This is a genomic window from Oceanobacillus sp. M60, assembly GCF_053839645.1.
In genome coordinates this window covers 358,950-375,685 of record NZ_JBSSNH010000003.1, presented here as the reverse complement: position 1 = coordinate 375,685, position 16,736 = coordinate 358,950, and the positions used below count along the sequence as shown (strand labels likewise).

Annotated in this window: 18 protein-coding genes; 7 read left to right on the top strand and 11 right to left on the bottom strand. The window is 39.0% G+C overall.

The features are described from left to right. Positions 1 to 41 precede the first annotated feature (41 nt). The 3 genes from ACW0TQ_RS09750 to ACW0TQ_RS09740 form a co-directional block, all read right to left on the bottom strand. On the bottom strand, positions 42 to 1,034 hold the full coding sequence (locus ACW0TQ_RS09750; RefSeq protein WP_042532987.1) for a sensor histidine kinase: 993 nt from the start codon (positions 1,032 to 1,034) through the stop codon (positions 42 to 44). Positions 1,035 to 1,110: 76 nt separating this feature from the next. Next, positions 1,111 to 1,548, bottom strand: a complete 438-nt coding sequence (locus ACW0TQ_RS09745) for a GNAT family N-acetyltransferase (RefSeq protein WP_042532985.1) — start codon at positions 1,546 to 1,548, stop codon at positions 1,111 to 1,113. Between the two features lie 20 nt (positions 1,549 to 1,568). Beyond that, positions 1,569 to 2,267 carry a response regulator transcription factor gene (locus tag ACW0TQ_RS09740; protein WP_042532982.1) on the bottom strand — a complete coding sequence of 233 codons (699 nt, stop codon included), beginning with the start codon at positions 2,265 to 2,267 and terminating at the stop codon, positions 1,569 to 1,571. Positions 2,268 to 2,472: 205 nt separating this feature from the next. Between ACW0TQ_RS09740 and ACW0TQ_RS09735 the strand changes: the two genes are divergently transcribed. Continuing rightward, positions 2,473 to 2,814, top strand: a complete 342-nt coding sequence (locus ACW0TQ_RS09735; RefSeq protein WP_042532980.1) for a DUF1093 domain-containing protein — start codon at positions 2,473 to 2,475, stop codon at positions 2,812 to 2,814. A gap of 111 nt (positions 2,815 to 2,925) precedes the next feature. On the opposite strand, the gene ACW0TQ_RS09730 is transcribed toward ACW0TQ_RS09735, so the two are convergent. Genes ACW0TQ_RS09730 through ACW0TQ_RS09720 form a run of 3 tightly spaced genes read right to left on the bottom strand, consistent with a single transcriptional unit; the run spans position 2,926 to position 6,628 of the window. Continuing rightward, positions 2,926 to 4,479: a PASTA domain-containing protein gene (locus ACW0TQ_RS09730; protein ID WP_042532978.1), complete on the bottom strand. Its 1,554-nt coding sequence runs from the start codon at positions 4,477 to 4,479 to the stop codon at positions 2,926 to 2,928. Then, the gene (locus ACW0TQ_RS09725; protein WP_455725616.1) at positions 4,472 to 5,143 is read right to left on the bottom strand and encodes an ABC transporter ATP-binding protein; all 672 of its coding nucleotides are present in this window, start codon (positions 5,141 to 5,143) and stop codon (positions 4,472 to 4,474) included. Before ACW0TQ_RS09725 ends, ACW0TQ_RS09730 begins: the two co-directional genes overlap by 8 nt. A 15-nt stretch (positions 5,144 to 5,158) precedes the next feature. Beyond that, a complete protein-coding gene (locus ACW0TQ_RS09720; RefSeq protein WP_193063888.1) occupies positions 5,159 to 6,628 on the bottom strand; it encodes an ABC transporter permease in 1,470 nt (489 codons plus the stop codon). Positions 6,629 to 7,023: 395 nt separating this feature from the next. Here ACW0TQ_RS09720 and ACW0TQ_RS09715 point away from each other — a divergent pair, with 395 nt between their 5' ends. Together ACW0TQ_RS09715 and fosM are read left to right on the top strand one after the other, a co-directional pair. After that, a complete protein-coding gene (locus ACW0TQ_RS09715) occupies positions 7,024 to 7,245 on the top strand; it encodes a hypothetical protein (RefSeq protein WP_193063889.1) in 222 nt (73 codons plus the stop codon). A 34-nt stretch (positions 7,246 to 7,279) separates the two neighbouring features. Continuing rightward, complete coding sequence (fosM, locus tag ACW0TQ_RS09710) at positions 7,280 to 7,702, top strand: FosM family fosfomycin resistance protein (protein ID WP_341172823.1); 423 nt, start codon at positions 7,280 to 7,282, stop codon at positions 7,700 to 7,702. 175 nt (positions 7,703 to 7,877) lie between these two features. Here fosM and ACW0TQ_RS09705 read toward each other — a convergent pair whose 3' ends face one another. From ACW0TQ_RS09705 to ACW0TQ_RS09690, 4 genes are all read right to left on the bottom strand, one after another. Further along, positions 7,878 to 10,472, bottom strand: coding sequence for an ABC transporter permease (locus ACW0TQ_RS09705; RefSeq protein WP_455725615.1), 2,595 nt, complete (start codon positions 10,470 to 10,472; stop codon positions 7,878 to 7,880). Next, entirely contained in the window at positions 10,469 to 11,143 is a 675-nt protein-coding gene (locus ACW0TQ_RS09700; protein ID WP_226894902.1) for an ABC transporter ATP-binding protein, read from the bottom strand. The genes ACW0TQ_RS09705 and ACW0TQ_RS09700 overlap by 4 nt, the downstream gene beginning before the upstream one ends. Before the next feature lie 134 nt (positions 11,144 to 11,277). Then, positions 11,278 to 12,285: a sensor histidine kinase gene (locus ACW0TQ_RS09695; protein WP_455725614.1), complete on the bottom strand. Its 1,008-nt coding sequence runs from the start codon at positions 12,283 to 12,285 to the stop codon at positions 11,278 to 11,280. Continuing rightward, the gene (locus ACW0TQ_RS09690; RefSeq protein ID WP_042532966.1) at positions 12,272 to 12,973 is read right to left on the bottom strand and encodes a response regulator transcription factor; all 702 of its coding nucleotides are present in this window, start codon (positions 12,971 to 12,973) and stop codon (positions 12,272 to 12,274) included. Before ACW0TQ_RS09690 ends, ACW0TQ_RS09695 begins: the two co-directional genes overlap by 14 nt. A gap of 357 nt (positions 12,974 to 13,330) precedes the next feature. On the opposite strand from ACW0TQ_RS09690, the gene ACW0TQ_RS09685 reads away from it, so the two are divergent. From ACW0TQ_RS09685 to ACW0TQ_RS09670, 4 genes are all read left to right on the top strand, one after another. After that, positions 13,331 to 13,822: an RNA polymerase sigma factor gene (locus tag ACW0TQ_RS09685; RefSeq protein ID WP_193063893.1), complete on the top strand. Its 492-nt coding sequence runs from the start codon at positions 13,331 to 13,333 to the stop codon at positions 13,820 to 13,822. After that, positions 13,819 to 14,502, top strand: a complete 684-nt coding sequence (locus ACW0TQ_RS09680; RefSeq protein ID WP_193063894.1) for a zf-HC2 domain-containing protein — start codon at positions 13,819 to 13,821, stop codon at positions 14,500 to 14,502. Before ACW0TQ_RS09685 ends, ACW0TQ_RS09680 begins: the two co-directional genes overlap by 4 nt. 160 nt (positions 14,503 to 14,662) lie before the next feature. After that, on the top strand, positions 14,663 to 15,136 hold the full coding sequence (locus tag ACW0TQ_RS09675) for an AraC family transcriptional regulator (RefSeq protein WP_042532958.1): 474 nt from the start codon (positions 14,663 to 14,665) through the stop codon (positions 15,134 to 15,136). Positions 15,137 to 15,423: 287 nt separating this feature from the next. Beyond that, the gene (locus tag ACW0TQ_RS09670) at positions 15,424 to 15,984 is read left to right on the top strand and encodes a biotin transporter BioY (protein WP_193063895.1); all 561 of its coding nucleotides are present in this window, start codon (positions 15,424 to 15,426) and stop codon (positions 15,982 to 15,984) included. 148 nt (positions 15,985 to 16,132) lie between these two features. Here the strand turns inward: ACW0TQ_RS09670 and ACW0TQ_RS09665 are convergent, their stop codons facing one another. Continuing rightward, complete coding sequence (locus tag ACW0TQ_RS09665) at positions 16,133 to 16,684, bottom strand: recombinase family protein (RefSeq protein WP_455725613.1); 552 nt, start codon at positions 16,682 to 16,684, stop codon at positions 16,133 to 16,135. Between the last annotated feature and the right edge of the window lie 52 nt (positions 16,685 to 16,736).

Genomic DNA, 16,736 nt, shown 5'->3' with positions numbered 1-16,736 from the left:
CGGCAGATGTCATTTCTTTTATATACTATTTTACTTTATATTCATCGCTTTTGCGTTTCCGAAAAAAGAATCCGGAACGTGGTGCCCTCTCCCACCCTTGACTCAAATTCAATCCGATGATGGAGATACTCCACGGATTCTTTGATTAAATACAATCCCATTCCGGTAGATTCTCTAAATTTCCTGCCGTTCTCACCAGTATAAAAAGCATCAAAAATACGTCTCTTATCCGCTTCCGGAATCCCGACACCAAAATCCTTCACTTCCAACACAGCTTCTTTCTCCCTTTCATAAATAGAGATAAGAATGGAATTGCTTTTGTCTGCGGAGTACTTTACAGCATTTAAAACAAGCTGGGTCAGGATAAAGTAAAGCCACTTTTCATCTGACTGTACTGTCAACCCTTCCGTTCGTTCTTCCACTTTAGGATAAACCTTATTGCGTATGTAGAATCGTTTGTTTTCACCGTTTACCTCATGGACCAATGATTTCAAATGTATCGGCTTGATATGAAAATCCTGCTCAATTGTCCGCAGCCTTGCCATATAAAGAATTGTATTTAATCCCGATTTCATCCGCTCCGTTTCCTCTCGAATACTGGAGGAGTCTGGCTCATCCAGATTCTGTGCGGTAAGCTCAATGACAGAGATAGGTGTTTTCATTTGATGCACCCACTGATCCATCAGCTTAAGATGCTCCTCCCTTTCCTTTTCAATGGTATTGATCTGCTGCTGATACTGTTTATACTGACTTCGCAACAAATCGTTCATTGCTTCGGAAACAGGATGCGGACTGCTTTTCTGCAAGGATTCATCTAAGGTTTCCATCGGATGGCTTAAACGGTGATAAAATGTCCGGCGGCTGAAATACTGATAAAAAAGATAGCAGACAAGAAAAAAGAATCCAATAAAAATCGCGTACAATGCCGGCAGTAAATTCCGGTAGCCATCCAGCCAGTAAATAAGCAGGATAGCCGTAAACTGCACGATATTAAGTAAAATCAATAAAGCATGTTCCTTTAAAAATAACTTCATTTTCAACCTCCTTTAAGAGGATGTTCAAAATGCCCAATGAAAATGACTTTTTGAACACGCATGGTAAACATCTGCTTCAAACTTCACGACTGAGAAAAACAAGCCTTTCTATTTCTTTAAAGCCATTTCTTTTATAAAATGCTTCTGCCGGTATTCCCCGGTCCGTCAAAAGAGAAATAGCAGTAATTTCATTTGAATCTATCACTTTCTCCAAATGAGTAAGGAGCTCCTTCCCTATTCCTTTATTTTGTCTGTCCGTATCTACACACATTTCATTGATAAAAAACTCATCGCCATTCCACCAAGCCCGGCGTGTCCCAAAAATAAATCCAATAATCTCTTCATTTTCTATCGCTGACACACCAAAAAATCCAGGAGTCCGGTAAAAATCTGCCAGATACTGTTTGGCTTTTTCTAACGTCCATTTATCATTCCATGGTTCCCCATTAAAAACGGTTAAAAATAATTTACTGCATGAAATCAAATCTGCTTCCACAACGGATTTAAATTGCATAGGAATCCTCCCCATTTACATTATTCTTCTTTCAACAGGCTTTTTAAGCGGTAGCCGACTCCTCTAACCGTCTCCACTCCATCTGCAATCCCGACAGACTGCAGCTTTTTCCGCACTCTTGTTATATTGACGTTCAATGTGTTTTCATCCACATAGGTCTGGTCGTCCCAAAGCTTCTCCAGCAAATCTTCCCTGCCGGCAACACGCGGATAACGATTCATTAAGGTTTCCATAATATCCGCTTCTTTTTTTGATAAAAACGTATCCTCTCCGGCGAAGGTTAATTCCAGCCGTTCCGGGGAAAGCTTTAACCCTTCCACCTCTAAGAAACGCTCCTTTGCGTCCTGAGCATACGCTCCATATGCCCGGCGCAGCTGACTGCGTATTTTTGCCATCACGATTTCCGCACTGAACGGTTTTGTGATAAAATCATCGCCTCCGTTTTCCAGCGCCATTACCTGGTCCATCTCTCCTGTGCGGGCAGAAATAAAAATGACCGGACAGGTAGACAGCTGGCGAATTTGCCTGCACCAATAAAAACCATCATAGCTTGGTAAATTAATATCCAGAAGCACTAAGTCAGGCTTTTCCTCTTGAAATACTTCCATGATCCGTTCAAAATCCATGATAAAAGACACCCGATAACCATATTTTTCAATATAATCCTGCAGATGCTTTGCAATCTTCGGGTCATCTTCTACAATCATAATGGTTTGCATCCGTATCCCCCCTCCCCGTTTTTAACTAATTATGGCACAGATTGGATGGAACCACAAAAATAGAGAAAGCATTTTCACCTTACAATTCTGTAAGCTAATTGTAAGAGAAAGCGATTTTTTCAATCTGCCTCCTTCTTTACAATAAAGATTAGAATAAAGCACGTAAAAAAGGAGTGTCATGATATGAAAAAAGCAGTACAAAGTATTGATTGGAATACTCATTCTCTTCACCCTCGCCGCTGTTGCCATCCAAAAGACGACAGCCGGCATCATTCCATTAACAGACTGGTTGTTACAGCATCCGGTAGAAACCTATTATGCAGAAACAGCTGATGATAATTACGAAAAGCTGTGGACCGGCAATTACAAGTATGTCTTTTCAGGGTATAACGCGGATGGCAAAGAACAGCAAATCACAAAAGTAATCGATAGAGAGCTCCGGCCAGGTGCTTTTCTGCGCATTGATGCATCGGGCAGCTATGGAAAAGGCTGGACAGAGGTAAGAGAAGAGGATGTTTCAGAAGAAGCGCTGCTGCAGTTAAATTAAGAACTGGAAGTTTCCAATGCTATATCGGAATATTTTACTTTCAAAAAACAGGAGTAGTTCCATGACAATTGGAAATTACTCCTGTTTCGATATCATATTTATTTGTGTTTATTACTCTTCCGTTTCCTCCAATGAATCCGGAGACTCATCTGCACCAAGCTCTGGTTCAAGTTCTTCCAGTCCATCAGCTCCGCCTGCTCCGGGCTCCGGATAAATATCTTCCGGTCCTTCATCAAATGCCGGCGGATTTGGCGGTGCAGAAGCATTATTGCTAATTCGGACCTCCACCGTATACGTCATGGGCACAAATTCATTAAATACCCCCATATCCACGACGGTTCCCTTTACTTCCGGGGAATCAACATACTTTACAATATAGTTGATGTCCGCACCCTTTGATTGATATTCCTCATAAAACAGTCTTGGCAAATCCCCTTCTGTCTGTCCTCGGAAATCATGCAAATATGGTCTGCCCTGAGAGTACGTTACGGTAACATCCTTGTCATCTTTATTTGTCAGCTTTGTATCTGCTTCAACAGATTGTGAAATCAGCGTTCCATAGGCAACGTCTGCATGAAAAGCATGTTTTACGGTGACATTTAAATCTGGATAATTCATCGCTGCTTCTTCCGCAGTTACCCCTCCAAAATTCGGAACGACCACTGCTTTACCGGCTGATACAACCACTTCCATCTCGTCTCTTTTCGCGATTTTCTCATCCGCCGGTTCACTTTGACTGATAATATTTCCTTCTTCGACGCTGTCCGAATCAGCCTCTTCATAGGTCATCTCAATTTCATTGGTCTCTGCCCATTTTTCCACTTCTTCTTTGGCAGCTCCGGTAAAATCAGGGATAGTAATATTCTTTTCGAAAACTTCTTCCCCTCTTGAATAATAGACAGCAGCACTATCCTTCCGTTTGTATTCCGATTCATCAATACTGCTATCCTTGATGGAAAACTGAATAAAGCCCCCCGCTTCGATATCATCACTATATTCTGTGACCAGCTGCAGGTTTTCTGCTTTATTTTCTTCAATCCAGATTTGTGCTTCTTCTTGGGACATCTCTGAAAAATCAACCAGCGGAATAACTTCTTCTGGATCAGCACCTAAACTGCTGGTTAATTGCAGCGTTTTTCCTTTTTTAATCTTGTCCCCTTCAGAAACACTTTGTGAAATAACATGGTTCGCATCATGCTCCATGCTGTATTCCTGTTCTAATTCGATTTCCACATCGTTCTCCTCAGCCCAGGCCCGCACATCTGCCACAGGCTGACCCTCAAAATTTTCTACCTTCACATGAACAAGCAGATAATAAATGAAGAAAATCAGGATACAAGCCAAAACGGCTCCAGAAATAAGCAGCCACATCCGGCGTTTTTTCTTCCTCCGGTAATCTAAGTCAATTTCCACTTCTTCTTCTGCATCTTGACGGCGGCCGCTTCTGGAGGAAAGAGAGGAAGAAGCAGGGACGGGCTCATGCTTTTTATATACGGGCTCTTCCTTTTCCACAGCAGAAGCCTGTTCCTCGTGCTTCTGCTGCGGTACTTTTTCTTCCTGTTTCTGTTCTTTCTTATTGTCACTGCTCTTTATTTCCTTGTCTTCTTTTTCATTTACCAGATCATCATATTTATCTTTATTAAACTTGGATAAAAAATCACTCATAGGAAGACAGAACACCCTTCCTCAATTGGAAAGCCTGATCAGACTGTTCGGCAATTTCATTGGAGTGAGTTACCACAATGACACATTTTCCATGCTCATGTGCCAATTTTTTAAAGATATCAATGATTTCCTGCTCCATCTCTTCATCAAGATTTCCAGTAGGTTCATCGGCAAGAATTAATTCCACGTTCGTTGCCAGCGCACGGGCAATGGCAACACGCTGCTGCTCTCCCCCGGACATCTGATTAACCAGACGGTCTGCTTTATTTTTTACAATCCCGATATAATCCAGCAAATTATACGCTACGGTTTTGGTATCATCCGGAATTTCATTTTCCGTGATTGACATCGGGACCAGTACGTTTTCAATAGCTGTAAAAGTCGGAATTAAATTATAGCTTTGAAAAATAATCCCCACATTATTACGACGGTATTTTTCATATCCAATTTTCTTAATATTCTCCTCGTTAAATAACACTTCTCCGCTATGCGGTGAATCCAACGCACTGAGCAAGGATAACAAGGTTGTCTTTCCTGAGCCGGACTGCCCTAAAATCGTATAAAACTTTCCCTTCTCAAAAGAGATAGATGTATCCTTTAAAATATAACGGCGCTGTTCGCCGTCCTGATAATAATAATTTAAATCCTTTGCTTCTAATATCATCTTCTCACCTCACCATCACATCAGTATTTTCTTTGGATTCAACCGGACAATATAAATCAGCGGGATAATCGTTGAAATCAAAATCGTTAACAGACCGATTCCATAAAAACCGAGCACATAGCTGGAATTAAGACTGACCTCATATGAATCTATCACATCTTCTGCCGTCAAATTGGTTTCTATCCCTTCATAATAAATAACACCTTCATAGCTTTCTTCTTGCGTATCATCTGCTTTCATCATCGTATCTGATACTTGCCCTGCTAAGAGATTTCCAGTAAATAATGATAATGTAATACCAACAAAGGCAACGACGATTACTTCAATTAAAATCTGTCCGACAACCTTACCCCGCTTCTCACCTAAGGATAAGTAAATCCCTAATTCACGCTTGCGGTCCCGCAAAAATAGTAAAACGACTAATCCAGTAATGAGTACGGTCGCAATCACAGCCACTAATAAAACATATTTTGACAGCGTGGACATGGATTCCATCGGTCCTGAAATATCATCATATTGGTCACTTGCGCTAATTACCGTATAAAGCTCCGGCAATAACGGCGCCACCTCTTCTTCAAATGGCTCTATGTCCTCTGGATTATTTAAGTAATAGATTGGCGTATAGTATTCCATCGACTCTTCTTCCAGCATTTCAGCAATTTCCGGATCGTCTTCAGCATATACCTCCCAGTAATACTGTTCTTCGGCAGATATAATGGCATTAGGAACATATACGGTATTCTGATAGTCGATATCCTCCATCAGGAACATATCGCTATCTTCCTCTTTACTCTCTGTCTCTTCCTTTCCAGATTGCGGATCGAATAATCCAATCACTTCTAAAACAATATCTCTGGAATCCAATACGGTCTCTTCACCCGTCTCTTCCGAGTAATCATACACAGCACTTAATAATGTAAATGTATCTCCTACCTCTAAATTATTTTGCTCTGCCAGTTTTTGAGAAATGATTGCCACGGACGTGCCATTCTCAATCTCTTCCTCTGTAAACACCCGTCCGTCTGCTAACTCCCCTTTTCCTTCTTCAAAATCAATAACTGGAGCGTAATTGATCCCTTTCAGGCTAAAAGGGATATTATCTTCATCCCCATACATAACATCCTCTTCCAGTTCTTCTTGATAAGGTTCTATACTCTCTGACCCCATCCAGGTGGTCATGCTGTAATCATAGTATTTCACATAAGGAAGCTCGCCAATCTGCTTAATCAGATCAACGCCCAGCTCTTCCATCTCCAAGGTTTCCAGTTCTTCCTCAGACATGGACTCCCATGCTTTATAATCCATGTCAACCGTTGCTGCAGTACCCAGTCTCTCTTTAATGGTGGTCTCTACATTGCCGGTTGCCTGCTGAATCGCAATAGCTCCAGAAATCAAATTTCCTAAAATAAAAATAACTGCAAGTAAAATTAAAGACTTTCCTTTTTTTCTAGTAATCTCTAAAAAAGCCCGTTTCATAAAATTCATAACTAACCCCCTCAACAACTTCTAACAATAAATTCTTTTTAAGTATAAATATTACAATTATAATAAAGTAACTATCCAAGCTACTACTTGAATATAACCCCTCACCTCGTTCTAATGATGTATTTTTGTCATACTGTATTAATACACTAAGACACATATTTAAATGTATTATATTCTTAATACAGAAGAAAAACAATAATTTTTTTTAAAATATACAAAATTTTCTTTTCCTTAGGATGGAACGGAAATGATTTTTCGTAAATACGCGTACATCGGAAATTAACATGTGCTTTTGCATTAATAGAGTGGGCTCTTTAACGTAAGAAAACTTTTTGGTAGAGTTAAAGAATGAATATAAACGAAGTTGATTAAATCATTTAAAGGAGAGAAAGATTTTGAAGAAGGTTCTAGTATTTATACTTTGTGATTTTTTTCTTTTGGCAGCCTTATCCGCTTGTCAAAAAGAATATACCGGCGAATACACCGAGTGGGGAGAAAAGACAAACAGCAATGCTACGGAATTGTTAGAAAACCATGATATACCTTACGAAATAAGAAATGAAATCATCTATACTCCGGAAGATGCTTTTGATGCAGCTATTTATTGTTGTTCTTAGAAAAAATGAAACTAATCATATTGAGGTGATAAAGTTGTTTATAAAGGGAGTAAATCATTTTTTATTTTCTGTTTCTGATTTAGAAGAATCCATACGTTTTTACCAGAATGTGTTTGATGCTAAATTACTGGTCAAGGGAAGAAGCACAGCTTATTTTGATTTAAATGGCATGTGGCTGGCTCTTAATTTGGAGAAGGACATACCCCGGAATGAAATAAGCCAATCCTATACACATATTGCTTTTTCCATTGAAGAAGCTGATTTTGACAGCATATATAACAAATTAGAGGAATTAGACGTAAATATGTTAACGGGCCGTCCCAGGGATGAAAAAGATAAGAAATCGATCTATTTTACAGACCCTGATGGTCATAAGTTTGAATTTCATACTGGCACGTTACAGGACAGAATGAATTATTATAAGCAGGAAAAGCCTCATATGGAGTTTTATATTTAAACGGATAGCGTTGTTTGTTTCGCTGCTTCTCCTATTCGAAACATGTTCATCTATGGATCTTTTTCACTATTAGCACGAACAGCCACGTTATGATAATTTTAAAGCCCAGCATTCTAAATAACAAAAAAACAAGCTATCTCAGATATTCCCACCCGAGATAGCTTGTTATGTTGCTCTAAATATTTTCCTGTCTTAACGTCTCCAAAATACTATCCTTCTTCAATTTCGACATCGAGTATAGCATGGCTGCTCCAACAATCAGGAATACAGATAGAATCGCAATGCCAATATACATCCATGGAATGTTGAAGCTGTAATCAAAGGCGTATTGTGTCTGCCAGTAAATAATATACATTACCACGAAACTGATTGGCAGCCCATAGAGCAAGGATTTTATTCCATAAAACAGGCTCTCAAAATAAATCATTTTACGAAAAGCTTTTGGCGTCATGCCAATCGATTTCATCGTTGCAAACTCTCTTCTCCGCAGAGCAATACTTGTTGAAATGGTATTAAAGATATTAGCAACGGAAATCAATGTAATCAGGATGATAAAACCGTAAACAAAAATAGACAGCACCCGTGCGAATTGTTCATTATCCTGCCTGACTTCATACTGATTGTAAATAGATACCTCATCCGCAATCCCCAGCGCTTCTATATCCTCTTGCGCCTGGTCCGGATCATCAGAGGTGACATATATCTCGGATAAACTTGTTCTTTCATTTGGAAATGATTCCATTGTATTCTCAAGCACTTGCTCCGGTACAATAAGATAAATAGTGTTCGAATCGGCATAGGAATTTCCAACGGGATATTGATTCGTCAGACCAAGCAGCTCGATGTCTTCTCCCTGTTCGAAGTTCCAATCGTCTCTTTCTTCATTGTAGCTGTTCACTTGAAGCGGCAGCATATCACCCGTATCCACTTTTAACATATCTGTTTCGATGTATTGCGTGCCATCATTATAGGTGACATGGTTTACTAAAACACCGCGAAAATCACTTTCTGTCCTATCTGTTATATCATTATCGGCTAGATATTGTTCCCAATCCTCATCAGATAAGCCCACTAATTCCAGGTAATACGGGAGACCTTCTGCTGTTTCAGGAGTTCCATCCCTATTTTCATAGTTCTCTCCAGCCATTTGCTCTGGAAAATACGCCTGAAGCTGGGCTGTTTTGTAAATGAAACTTTCCTCCACACTATCTAAATCTTGTATGTCTTGATAGATTTCCCACAAAGGATTGGAATCATCTATTTCTCCCGTGCCGCTAATGGAAATATCATATTCCAGTTCCTCCGACAGTACTTCATATGATTTTGTCAGCGAATTGGTATAGAACCCTACAGTTAAGAACAGAATAACGCTGATCATGAGTGAAAAAACAGTCACCTGGTAACGTTTCTTATGTCTCTTTAAATTCTTCAAAGCAATTTCCGCTTCATAGCCAAAGAGTTTACGGACGATACGGTTTGTTTTCACTTTCTTTTTCGTTAATTTGACATCCTTTGCCTGACGGATAGCATCAATTGCCGTTACTTTAGATGCTCTGACTGCAGGTATCCATGCAGAAATTAAAATGGTCATCATAGAAACTCCGACAGCTATCCCGATTAAAGGAAGAGTAACAACCAGCCGGAAATCTGTCTCAAGCCCTACATTTTGTAAAATCTGATTCACATAATGCAGCGTGATGCCAATGCCGGCAAAACCCGCTCCAATTCCAATAGGAATACTGATCAATCCGATTAAGAGCCCTTCAAATAATACGGAATTTCTTTTTTGCCGTTTCGTTGCTCCAACGCTCGCAAGCATCCCTAAATACCGTGATCTTTCTGATACAGAGATAGCAAATGCATTATAAATTAAAGCCATTGAACCAATTACGATAATCAGCATAATAACCGTTAATAATCCGGATAAAGTAGAAACCGTCCCGCTGTTCAAGGAAACAAGGTACGTATTCAATAAAGTCGTGTTAAAATTATACGCATCATCCGCTACATCCAATTCTTGCGCCAGCAAATCTACATCATCGAAAAGGGTTATCCCTAAATCATTCACTTTTACAAAAGCACGGTCCACCACAGATGACGCTTGTGCATCCGTATAAGCTAACACGGTATATCCTGGAGACCACGGCTCGTCCCATATCGGTTCTTCGATTTCACCAACAATGGTAAAGCTGTATTCGGTTTGCTCACGTAATTCTTCATCTAATTGCCCTTCAATAACCAAAAGGGAATCATTTTGATCTAACGCACGATTTTCCATACCTTCCGTTCCTGTATAACGTCTTTCTCCTATGTCTAACTCAATCGTATCTCCAATTTGGTAATCAAAATCCTGTCTCTTTAATTCCTCAGAGATTACTACCTCCTTTTCACTTGCCGGGAGCCGGCCTTTCGTCAGATTCACTTGCATCTGCTCCATAGCCGTTTCATCCATGCCCCGGACATACAGGTATCTTTTCAATAATTGGTCATTCAACGGTGCATACCCATATTCCTTCATCACACCGACAGAACCTGTATTGGCATCGGTTTGAATTTTTTCCAGCTGCTCTGAATTGAGCTGATCCATGCTGTAATGCCAATTTCCTTCATTAGCAATCGCATCCCGCTGCTGCATATCTATAAAAGAAATTCCCAGGGAAGCTACTCCTGTAATCATCGCAACAGAAATAATGACACCAATGATAGTAATAAGCGTTCTTCGTTTATTTTCTTTTAAATGCCTTAACGTAACTTTATTGACAATATTCATTTGCGAATCACCTCGTCCTTGGCGATCACACCATCCTCAATGGAAATAATCCGATCAGCCTGAAGGGCAATTCGTTCATCATGGGTAATGACGACCAATGTCTGGTGATATGATTTATTAAATAGTTTTAATAAATCAATGATTTCTTTACTATTCTTACTGTCTAAATTCCCCGTCGGCTCATCCGCAAGAATAATAGACGGATTACTGATTAGAGCTCTGCCAATGGATACACGCTGCTGCTGGCCCCCAGATAGCTGATTCGGTAAATAATCTAATCGGTCTTTAAGCCCAAGAATCTCTATCAATTCCTTAAAGTGCTTTTTTTCCACCTGATGAGAATCTAACAGCATTGGCAACGTAATGTTTTCCTCAACAGTTAAAATCGGCAGGAGATTGTAAAACTGATAAATTAAGCCAATCTGTCTCCTGCGAAAAACAGCTAACTGTGTTTCATTTAATTCATAGATATCTGTATTCTCTATAAATACCTTGCCATCCGTCGGCCGGTCCACACCACCCAGCAAATGAAGCAGTGTCGATTTCCCGGAACCAGACGGTCCAATAATTGCTACAAACTCCCCCTGCTCCACGGAAAATGATACATTATCCAATGCTTTTACTGCCGTGTCACCTTTTCCGTACACTTTAGACAAATTTTCAACCCGCATTAATTCCACTACAATTTCCTCCTTATTTTCCTTTGTTCCCTACTTTACCTGTCTAAGGTGACGGGATGGTGACAATAACAGTGACAATATTGTCACTTATGATGACATAACCTGCTGATAAAGTGGAACTTCATTTAGCGAGCTGCTTCTCCCTGATAGAATTTAATTAAAAAAGTGGTTCCTTTTCCAGATTCACTTATTACTTCAATATCTCCCTGCTGATTAGCAACAATCGAATAAGCCATCGCCAAACCAATACCAACACTGCCATCAGCCGCCTGACTTCCTTTATAAAAACGTTTAAAAATATGTGGAAGCTCTGCTTTCTCGATACCTTTGCCATTATCATTAATTCGTATTTCTGTAAAAATAGCATTTTCCTCATAAGAGATGGAGACTTTTCCGCCATGCGGGGTGTGTTCTATTGCATTCTTTAAAATATTAATACAAGCCTCTTTCGTCCAATTTTTATCGCCTATAAAAGTCACCCCCGGCTTTTCTTCTATCTCCAGCTCTATCTCCTTCAGCTCCACAGGAATCTCCATTGGTGCAACAACTTCTTGTATAAGCTGGTCCACTTCAACCTTTTCCTTGCTGAATAAAGTAGTTCCCGCATCGATTTTGGAAAGCTTTAATAACGAGGATACAAGCCATTCCATCCGTTCTAATTGCCTGCGAATATGATATGTAAATTCATGCCGCTTTTCCGTCTCGATATTCGGATTGCTTAATAAATCAGCCATTACGGTCATCGAAGTCAGCGGCGTTTTGATTTGATGAGAAATATCGGAGATTGCATCCGTGAGTTTTTCTTTATCCTTCTGCAGCCCTTCCTGCTGTTCAGATAGCATCCGGGTCATTTTATAGATTTCATTTTTTAATATACTGAGGTCCCCTTCTCTATTATCCCGGACATCGAGCGCGGTATCTCCTGCAATAATTTTTCGTAAATAACCGGATAACTGGATAATCCGCTGATAGCGCCAGGCCATCCATACCATATAGCAACTCGCCAGGCTCCCGCCCACAATCACAATATAGACAGCTGTGACAGGAGAATGCATATATCCTAATAGCATGCCGATTCCTAAAATCAATACCGTGGAAGTGAGAAAAAAACAGATTTCTTTATTTCGTAACATCTTCTGCCGCCATTCTGTATCCCAGCCCTCTGACTGTTTCTATGATTGCCGGCTGCTGCGGATTATCTTCAATTTTCTTTCGAAGCCGTTTAATATACACCGTAAGCGTATTATCGTTGACAAACTCGCCAGCCACATCCCATATCTGTTCCAGCAGCTGCTCCCGAGACAATATCTGCCCGCGGTGGTTGATAAAAATCATCAACAGCCTATATTCCAGTGCGGTTAATGCAAGTTCTATATTTGCTTTATATACTTTTCCTTCTAACGGAAATACCTCCAGCGAATCAAGGTGGACAGAATCCTTCTCCTGCGTGTTATTTTTTTGATAACGCCTGAGCACGGTTTTAATCCGTGCACTTAATTCACGTATACGAAATGGCTTGGTAATATAATCATCTGCCCCTATATCCAGTCCCATTACCACGTTCACTTCATCATCGGCAACGGTTAGAAATATAACCGGGACATCTGCACTTTCTTTGACACGCCGGCATAAATCATAGCCGCTGCCATCAGGCAAAGATAAATCAAATAAGCATAGAGAAATGCTGTCTATCTCTGTGTCTATCCTTTCCTCTGCTCCTTGCGCATGATGACAGACGATTACTTCATAGCCTTCTTGGCTTAGGGAATACTCCAAGCCGGAAGCAATTGTTTTATCGTCTTCTACAATGAGTAATTTCATAGCTGTCCCTCCATTTATCTGTTTCATTGCTGTTAACTGATATCTATGGTCATTATACAAATGAATTTCAAGAATTTATAGGATTAATATATATTTTCCACTTTTCTTTTAATATGTTCTATGAACGATGAGACTGTTTTTGATTCGTTTGTTTATCATTTAGAGACCTATTATTCTCCCGATACAGCTGTGTTCCCTCTATTTAGACCTGCTGCTCATTGTTTACAGAAGAAGGTAAATAGCAGAAAATAATAGAGTTGGAAAAAAATATTGTAACGAATCAGTAAATTCTTGGATATATAGATGATTAAACATTTAACAATCATTAATTAGATTACCATTGAGAGGAGGTAAAAAGTGAACACAGAGGAGGTTTATCAGGAATATGGAGACTTTATTTTTAAATACTTATTAACACTGACCAATAATAGTCAGACGGCTGAAGAACTGACGCAAGAAACATTCTATCAGGCTATTAAATCCATCGATAACTTTCATAACAATGGAAGAGCTAAATTTTCTACCTGGCTGTGTGCTATAGCAAAAAATGTCTGGTTACAAGAACTGCATAAGGAAAAGAAAAGGAAACAATTAGAAGAATCGCTCCAGAATGAGGATACGCTATCTTATCATTTGGAGGAAGAATATTTTAAGAAGGAAAATAAAATCAATTTTTTCAAGCAAGCCCATCAGCTTGATGAGAAAAAGCGTGAAATTATTTATCTCAGGCTGCTGGGGGATTTATCTTTCAAAGAAATAGGATTGATTTTCGGAGAATCAGAAAACTGGTCCCGGGTAACATTTTATCGAGCTAAACAACAATTACGAAAGGGTGGCCAAAAGGAATGAACCATAGTGTCTTCAAAGATTTAGTACCTAGTTATATTGAAAACCTGACAAGTGATGAAACAAATAAACAGATGGAAGAACATATGGAACAATGTGCGGAGTGCCGGGAATACTTTAAAGAAATGCAAGAGGATTTGATAGTAGAACACACCCATGAGCAAAAAGATGAGAAAAGAAATATTGATTATCTGAAAAAGGTTCGGTCAAAAAACAGAAGAAAGATTTTCATGATAACAGGATCGCTGCTGGCACTATTTCTTCTTCTATCTATTGGTTATTATTTCCTTTTTGTCCATATGTGGATAGCAGATGAAAATAATGTGGAAACAACCATTCAGCAGCAGAATCAAACAACTACGCTGACTTTTCAATCAAAAAATGATAACCGCTACCTTTTAGCCATGCTGCAGCCAGGAGATAAAGAGTATATTGATACAATTATTATCTATGAAAATTGGAATATCCTTGCAGATACGAAATTAAATTATTTTTCAGAAGTGGCAAGTAATCACCAAAATGGAAGTGAGATTACGTATACATTTTTAGATGAAAATACGTTATTGCTACCTGATGGAACAGAAAAGAAATTGACAGAGGAAGATATAATACACATTCAATATAAAGACCGTACGAAAGAAATACAATTAAAGGATTTATACAACGCAGAAAATAATAATTAATTGGAGAGAATCGTCATCAGATAACCTTTCACCTAAAAATAATAAAATTTCAAAATATCATTTTTAAAATTATTTTAAAACTCTGGTTGTTTTTCATTTTAAAGGGACTTATGATGTTCATAGACGCCGGCGTACTTATATTTTTAGGAGAATGTTTATTATGAAATTAGAACAAATTTCAGATCTGCCAATTGTCTATATGCGGAGAACTGGTGCATACGGAGAGGAAAATAATCAGCTAATGGCTAGATTTAAGCATTGGATGACCTATAACAATGTTTCAAAGGGTAATTTATTGACAGATAATGCAGTTGTATTAGGTATTATTTGGGACAATCCAGCACATGTTCCTCCCGAGGCGTGCAGATACGATACAGCGCTTGTATTGTCTGCCCAACAGGAAATAACTGATGAATGTGTCCAACAGGCTATTTTACAAGGCGGCAGCTATGCTGTTTTCACTATTGAACATACTCAGGAAGCAATGAACAGAGCATGGCAGGTTATTTTTTCTGAATTAGCTGGTGCTGGCTATCAGTTAGATGAGACAAGACCGATTTTGGAGCGGTATATGCCTTTCATGCTTGAAAAACATGTTTGTGAAATTTGCTTGCCTATCCAGAATAGAATCTAAAAGAAGAGGCTTTTTAATGTGTGAATACTGGCTTTACTATAACTAAATTTGATATAGAAATATAATTATTCTCTAGAATTAAGGATTAAATTAAATTTCATTCCTCAGTAGTTTCCCTCTGTCCTTATACATAGCCTTGTTACTGCTTTTGAATATAAGGAGAGGTTCTCCTGAGGATTTATTATATTTCCGCATTTCATTGTCACCCATTTTAAAATAATGGTTGACAATTAAGTATATATTCCCTTATTCTATTAATATCAAAACTAGAAAGCGTGGGAATAAAATTGAAATTAAGAGATATGATGTTTATGTCGCTATTCGCAGCAATCGTGGGGGTTCTGGCTATTTTCCCTCCTATTCCCGTTCCTTTTATTCCTGTACCGATTGTGGTACAGACGCTTGGCATCATGCTTGCAGGCGGAATATTAGGAGCAAAACGAGGCGGACTCAGTGTCTTGCTTTTTGTTTTTCTCGTTGCGGTAGGAGTCCCCTTATTAACCGGCGGACGCGGCGGTTTAGGCGTGCTTATCGGACCGACGGGAGGATATATTATATCCTGGCCGATCGCAGCATGGATTATCGGGTACTTAACAGAAAAAAGTTTTCGTCACCTGACCTATTGGAAGCTCGTATTAATTACAACCTTTGGCGGGGTTATCATTGTAAATATTATCGGTGTTACCTATTTATCTATTTTATCTAACCTTCCATGGGGACCGACCGCTATTTCTGCCTTGGTCTTTTTACCAGGAGACATTTTAAAAGCACTGATTGCCAGCGCCGTTATTATAAAAATCACTCAGGTGTATCCTCTGATTGATAGGAAAAAGCGTGTTACATATTAAGGTGAAAAATACTTGGACAATAAACGATTAGAAATAGCATCTTTTAGGCAGAAAACAAAATTAAATTAGAAAACCTGACGCAGGAAGATATTGGACTAGAAGAACCTCATCTGCAAATATCAATAGATAGCTCCAATATCTTCCCAAATCAATTTTCCCCTTCAAATGATTCCAAATAACGATAAAGCGTTGACTTACTTATCCCTGTTTCATTTTTAATATCAAATAATTTAAAGCCATCCTGATACATCGCAATCGCCTTTTTAATATTTTCATCCGATTTCTTAGGACGCCCAATGGTTTTCCCCTGCTGCTTCGCCTCATACATCCCTTGCGTTGTAGATTGTTTAATACTGTCTGATTGGAATTGCAGAATATATGCCATCATGTCCTGTAAATGAATGTTTAGCAGCGTATCACTTTGAATATCCTCATTCAGAAAATGGATTTTCACATTATCTTTTTCACATACTTTTACTACTTCCATCAAGTGGTGAAAGGTATCCGCTAAGGCAATCATTTTTTCTACAAGGATACTGTCTCCTGATTGCATCTCCATCAATAGATTCTCCAGCTGGATTCGTTTTTTCGGCGTTCCATGTGCTTCTTGAAAAATCCGGTCACATTTTCCCTTTAAAGATACTAGTTGATTTTGAGAATGTTTATCGTTATATAACGGTCTTGTATAGCCATATATCATATTATCCGCTCCTATTTATTTCCCTGAAGGGTTCCTTTTTGGGAAAGTTAGT

Bases quoted from the DNA above. Each gene is read 5' to 3' on its own strand.
- ACW0TQ_RS09750 (WP_042532987.1), bottom strand. From the start codon at position 1,034: ATGAAGTTATTTTTAAAGGAACATGCTTTATTGATTTTACTTAATATC.
- ACW0TQ_RS09745 (WP_042532985.1), bottom strand. From the start codon at position 1,548: ATGCAATTTAAATCCGTTGTGGAAGCAGATTTGATTTCATGCAGTAAA.
- ACW0TQ_RS09740 (WP_042532982.1), bottom strand. From the start codon at position 2,267: ATGCAAACCATTATGATTGTAGAAGATGACCCGAAGATTGCAAAGCAT.
- ACW0TQ_RS09730 (WP_042532978.1), bottom strand. From the start codon at position 4,479: ATGAGTGATTTTTTATCCAAGTTTAATAAAGATAAATATGATGATCTG.
- ACW0TQ_RS09725 (WP_455725616.1), bottom strand. From the start codon at position 5,143: ATGATATTAGAAGCAAAGGATTTAAATTATTATTATCAGGACGGCGAA.
- ACW0TQ_RS09720 (WP_193063888.1), bottom strand. From the start codon at position 6,628: ATGAATTTTATGAAACGGGCTTTTTTAGAGATTACTAGAAAAAAAGGA.
- ACW0TQ_RS09705 (WP_455725615.1), bottom strand. From the start codon at position 10,472: ATGAATATTGTCAATAAAGTTACGTTAAGGCATTTAAAAGAAAATAAA.
- ACW0TQ_RS09700 (WP_226894902.1), bottom strand. From the start codon at position 11,143: ATGCGGGTTGAAAATTTGTCTAAAGTGTACGGAAAAGGTGACACGGCA.
- ACW0TQ_RS09695 (WP_455725614.1), bottom strand. From the start codon at position 12,285: ATGTTACGAAATAAAGAAATCTGTTTTTTTCTCACTTCCACGGTATTG.
- ACW0TQ_RS09690 (WP_042532966.1), bottom strand. From the start codon at position 12,973: ATGAAATTACTCATTGTAGAAGACGATAAAACAATTGCTTCCGGCTTG.
- ACW0TQ_RS09680 (WP_193063894.1), top strand. From the start codon at position 13,819: ATGAACCATAGTGTCTTCAAAGATTTAGTACCTAGTTATATTGAAAAC.
- ACW0TQ_RS09675 (WP_042532958.1), top strand. From the start codon at position 14,663: ATGAAATTAGAACAAATTTCAGATCTGCCAATTGTCTATATGCGGAGA.
- ACW0TQ_RS09665 (WP_455725613.1), bottom strand. From the start codon at position 16,684: ATGATATATGGCTATACAAGACCGTTATATAACGATAAACATTCTCAA.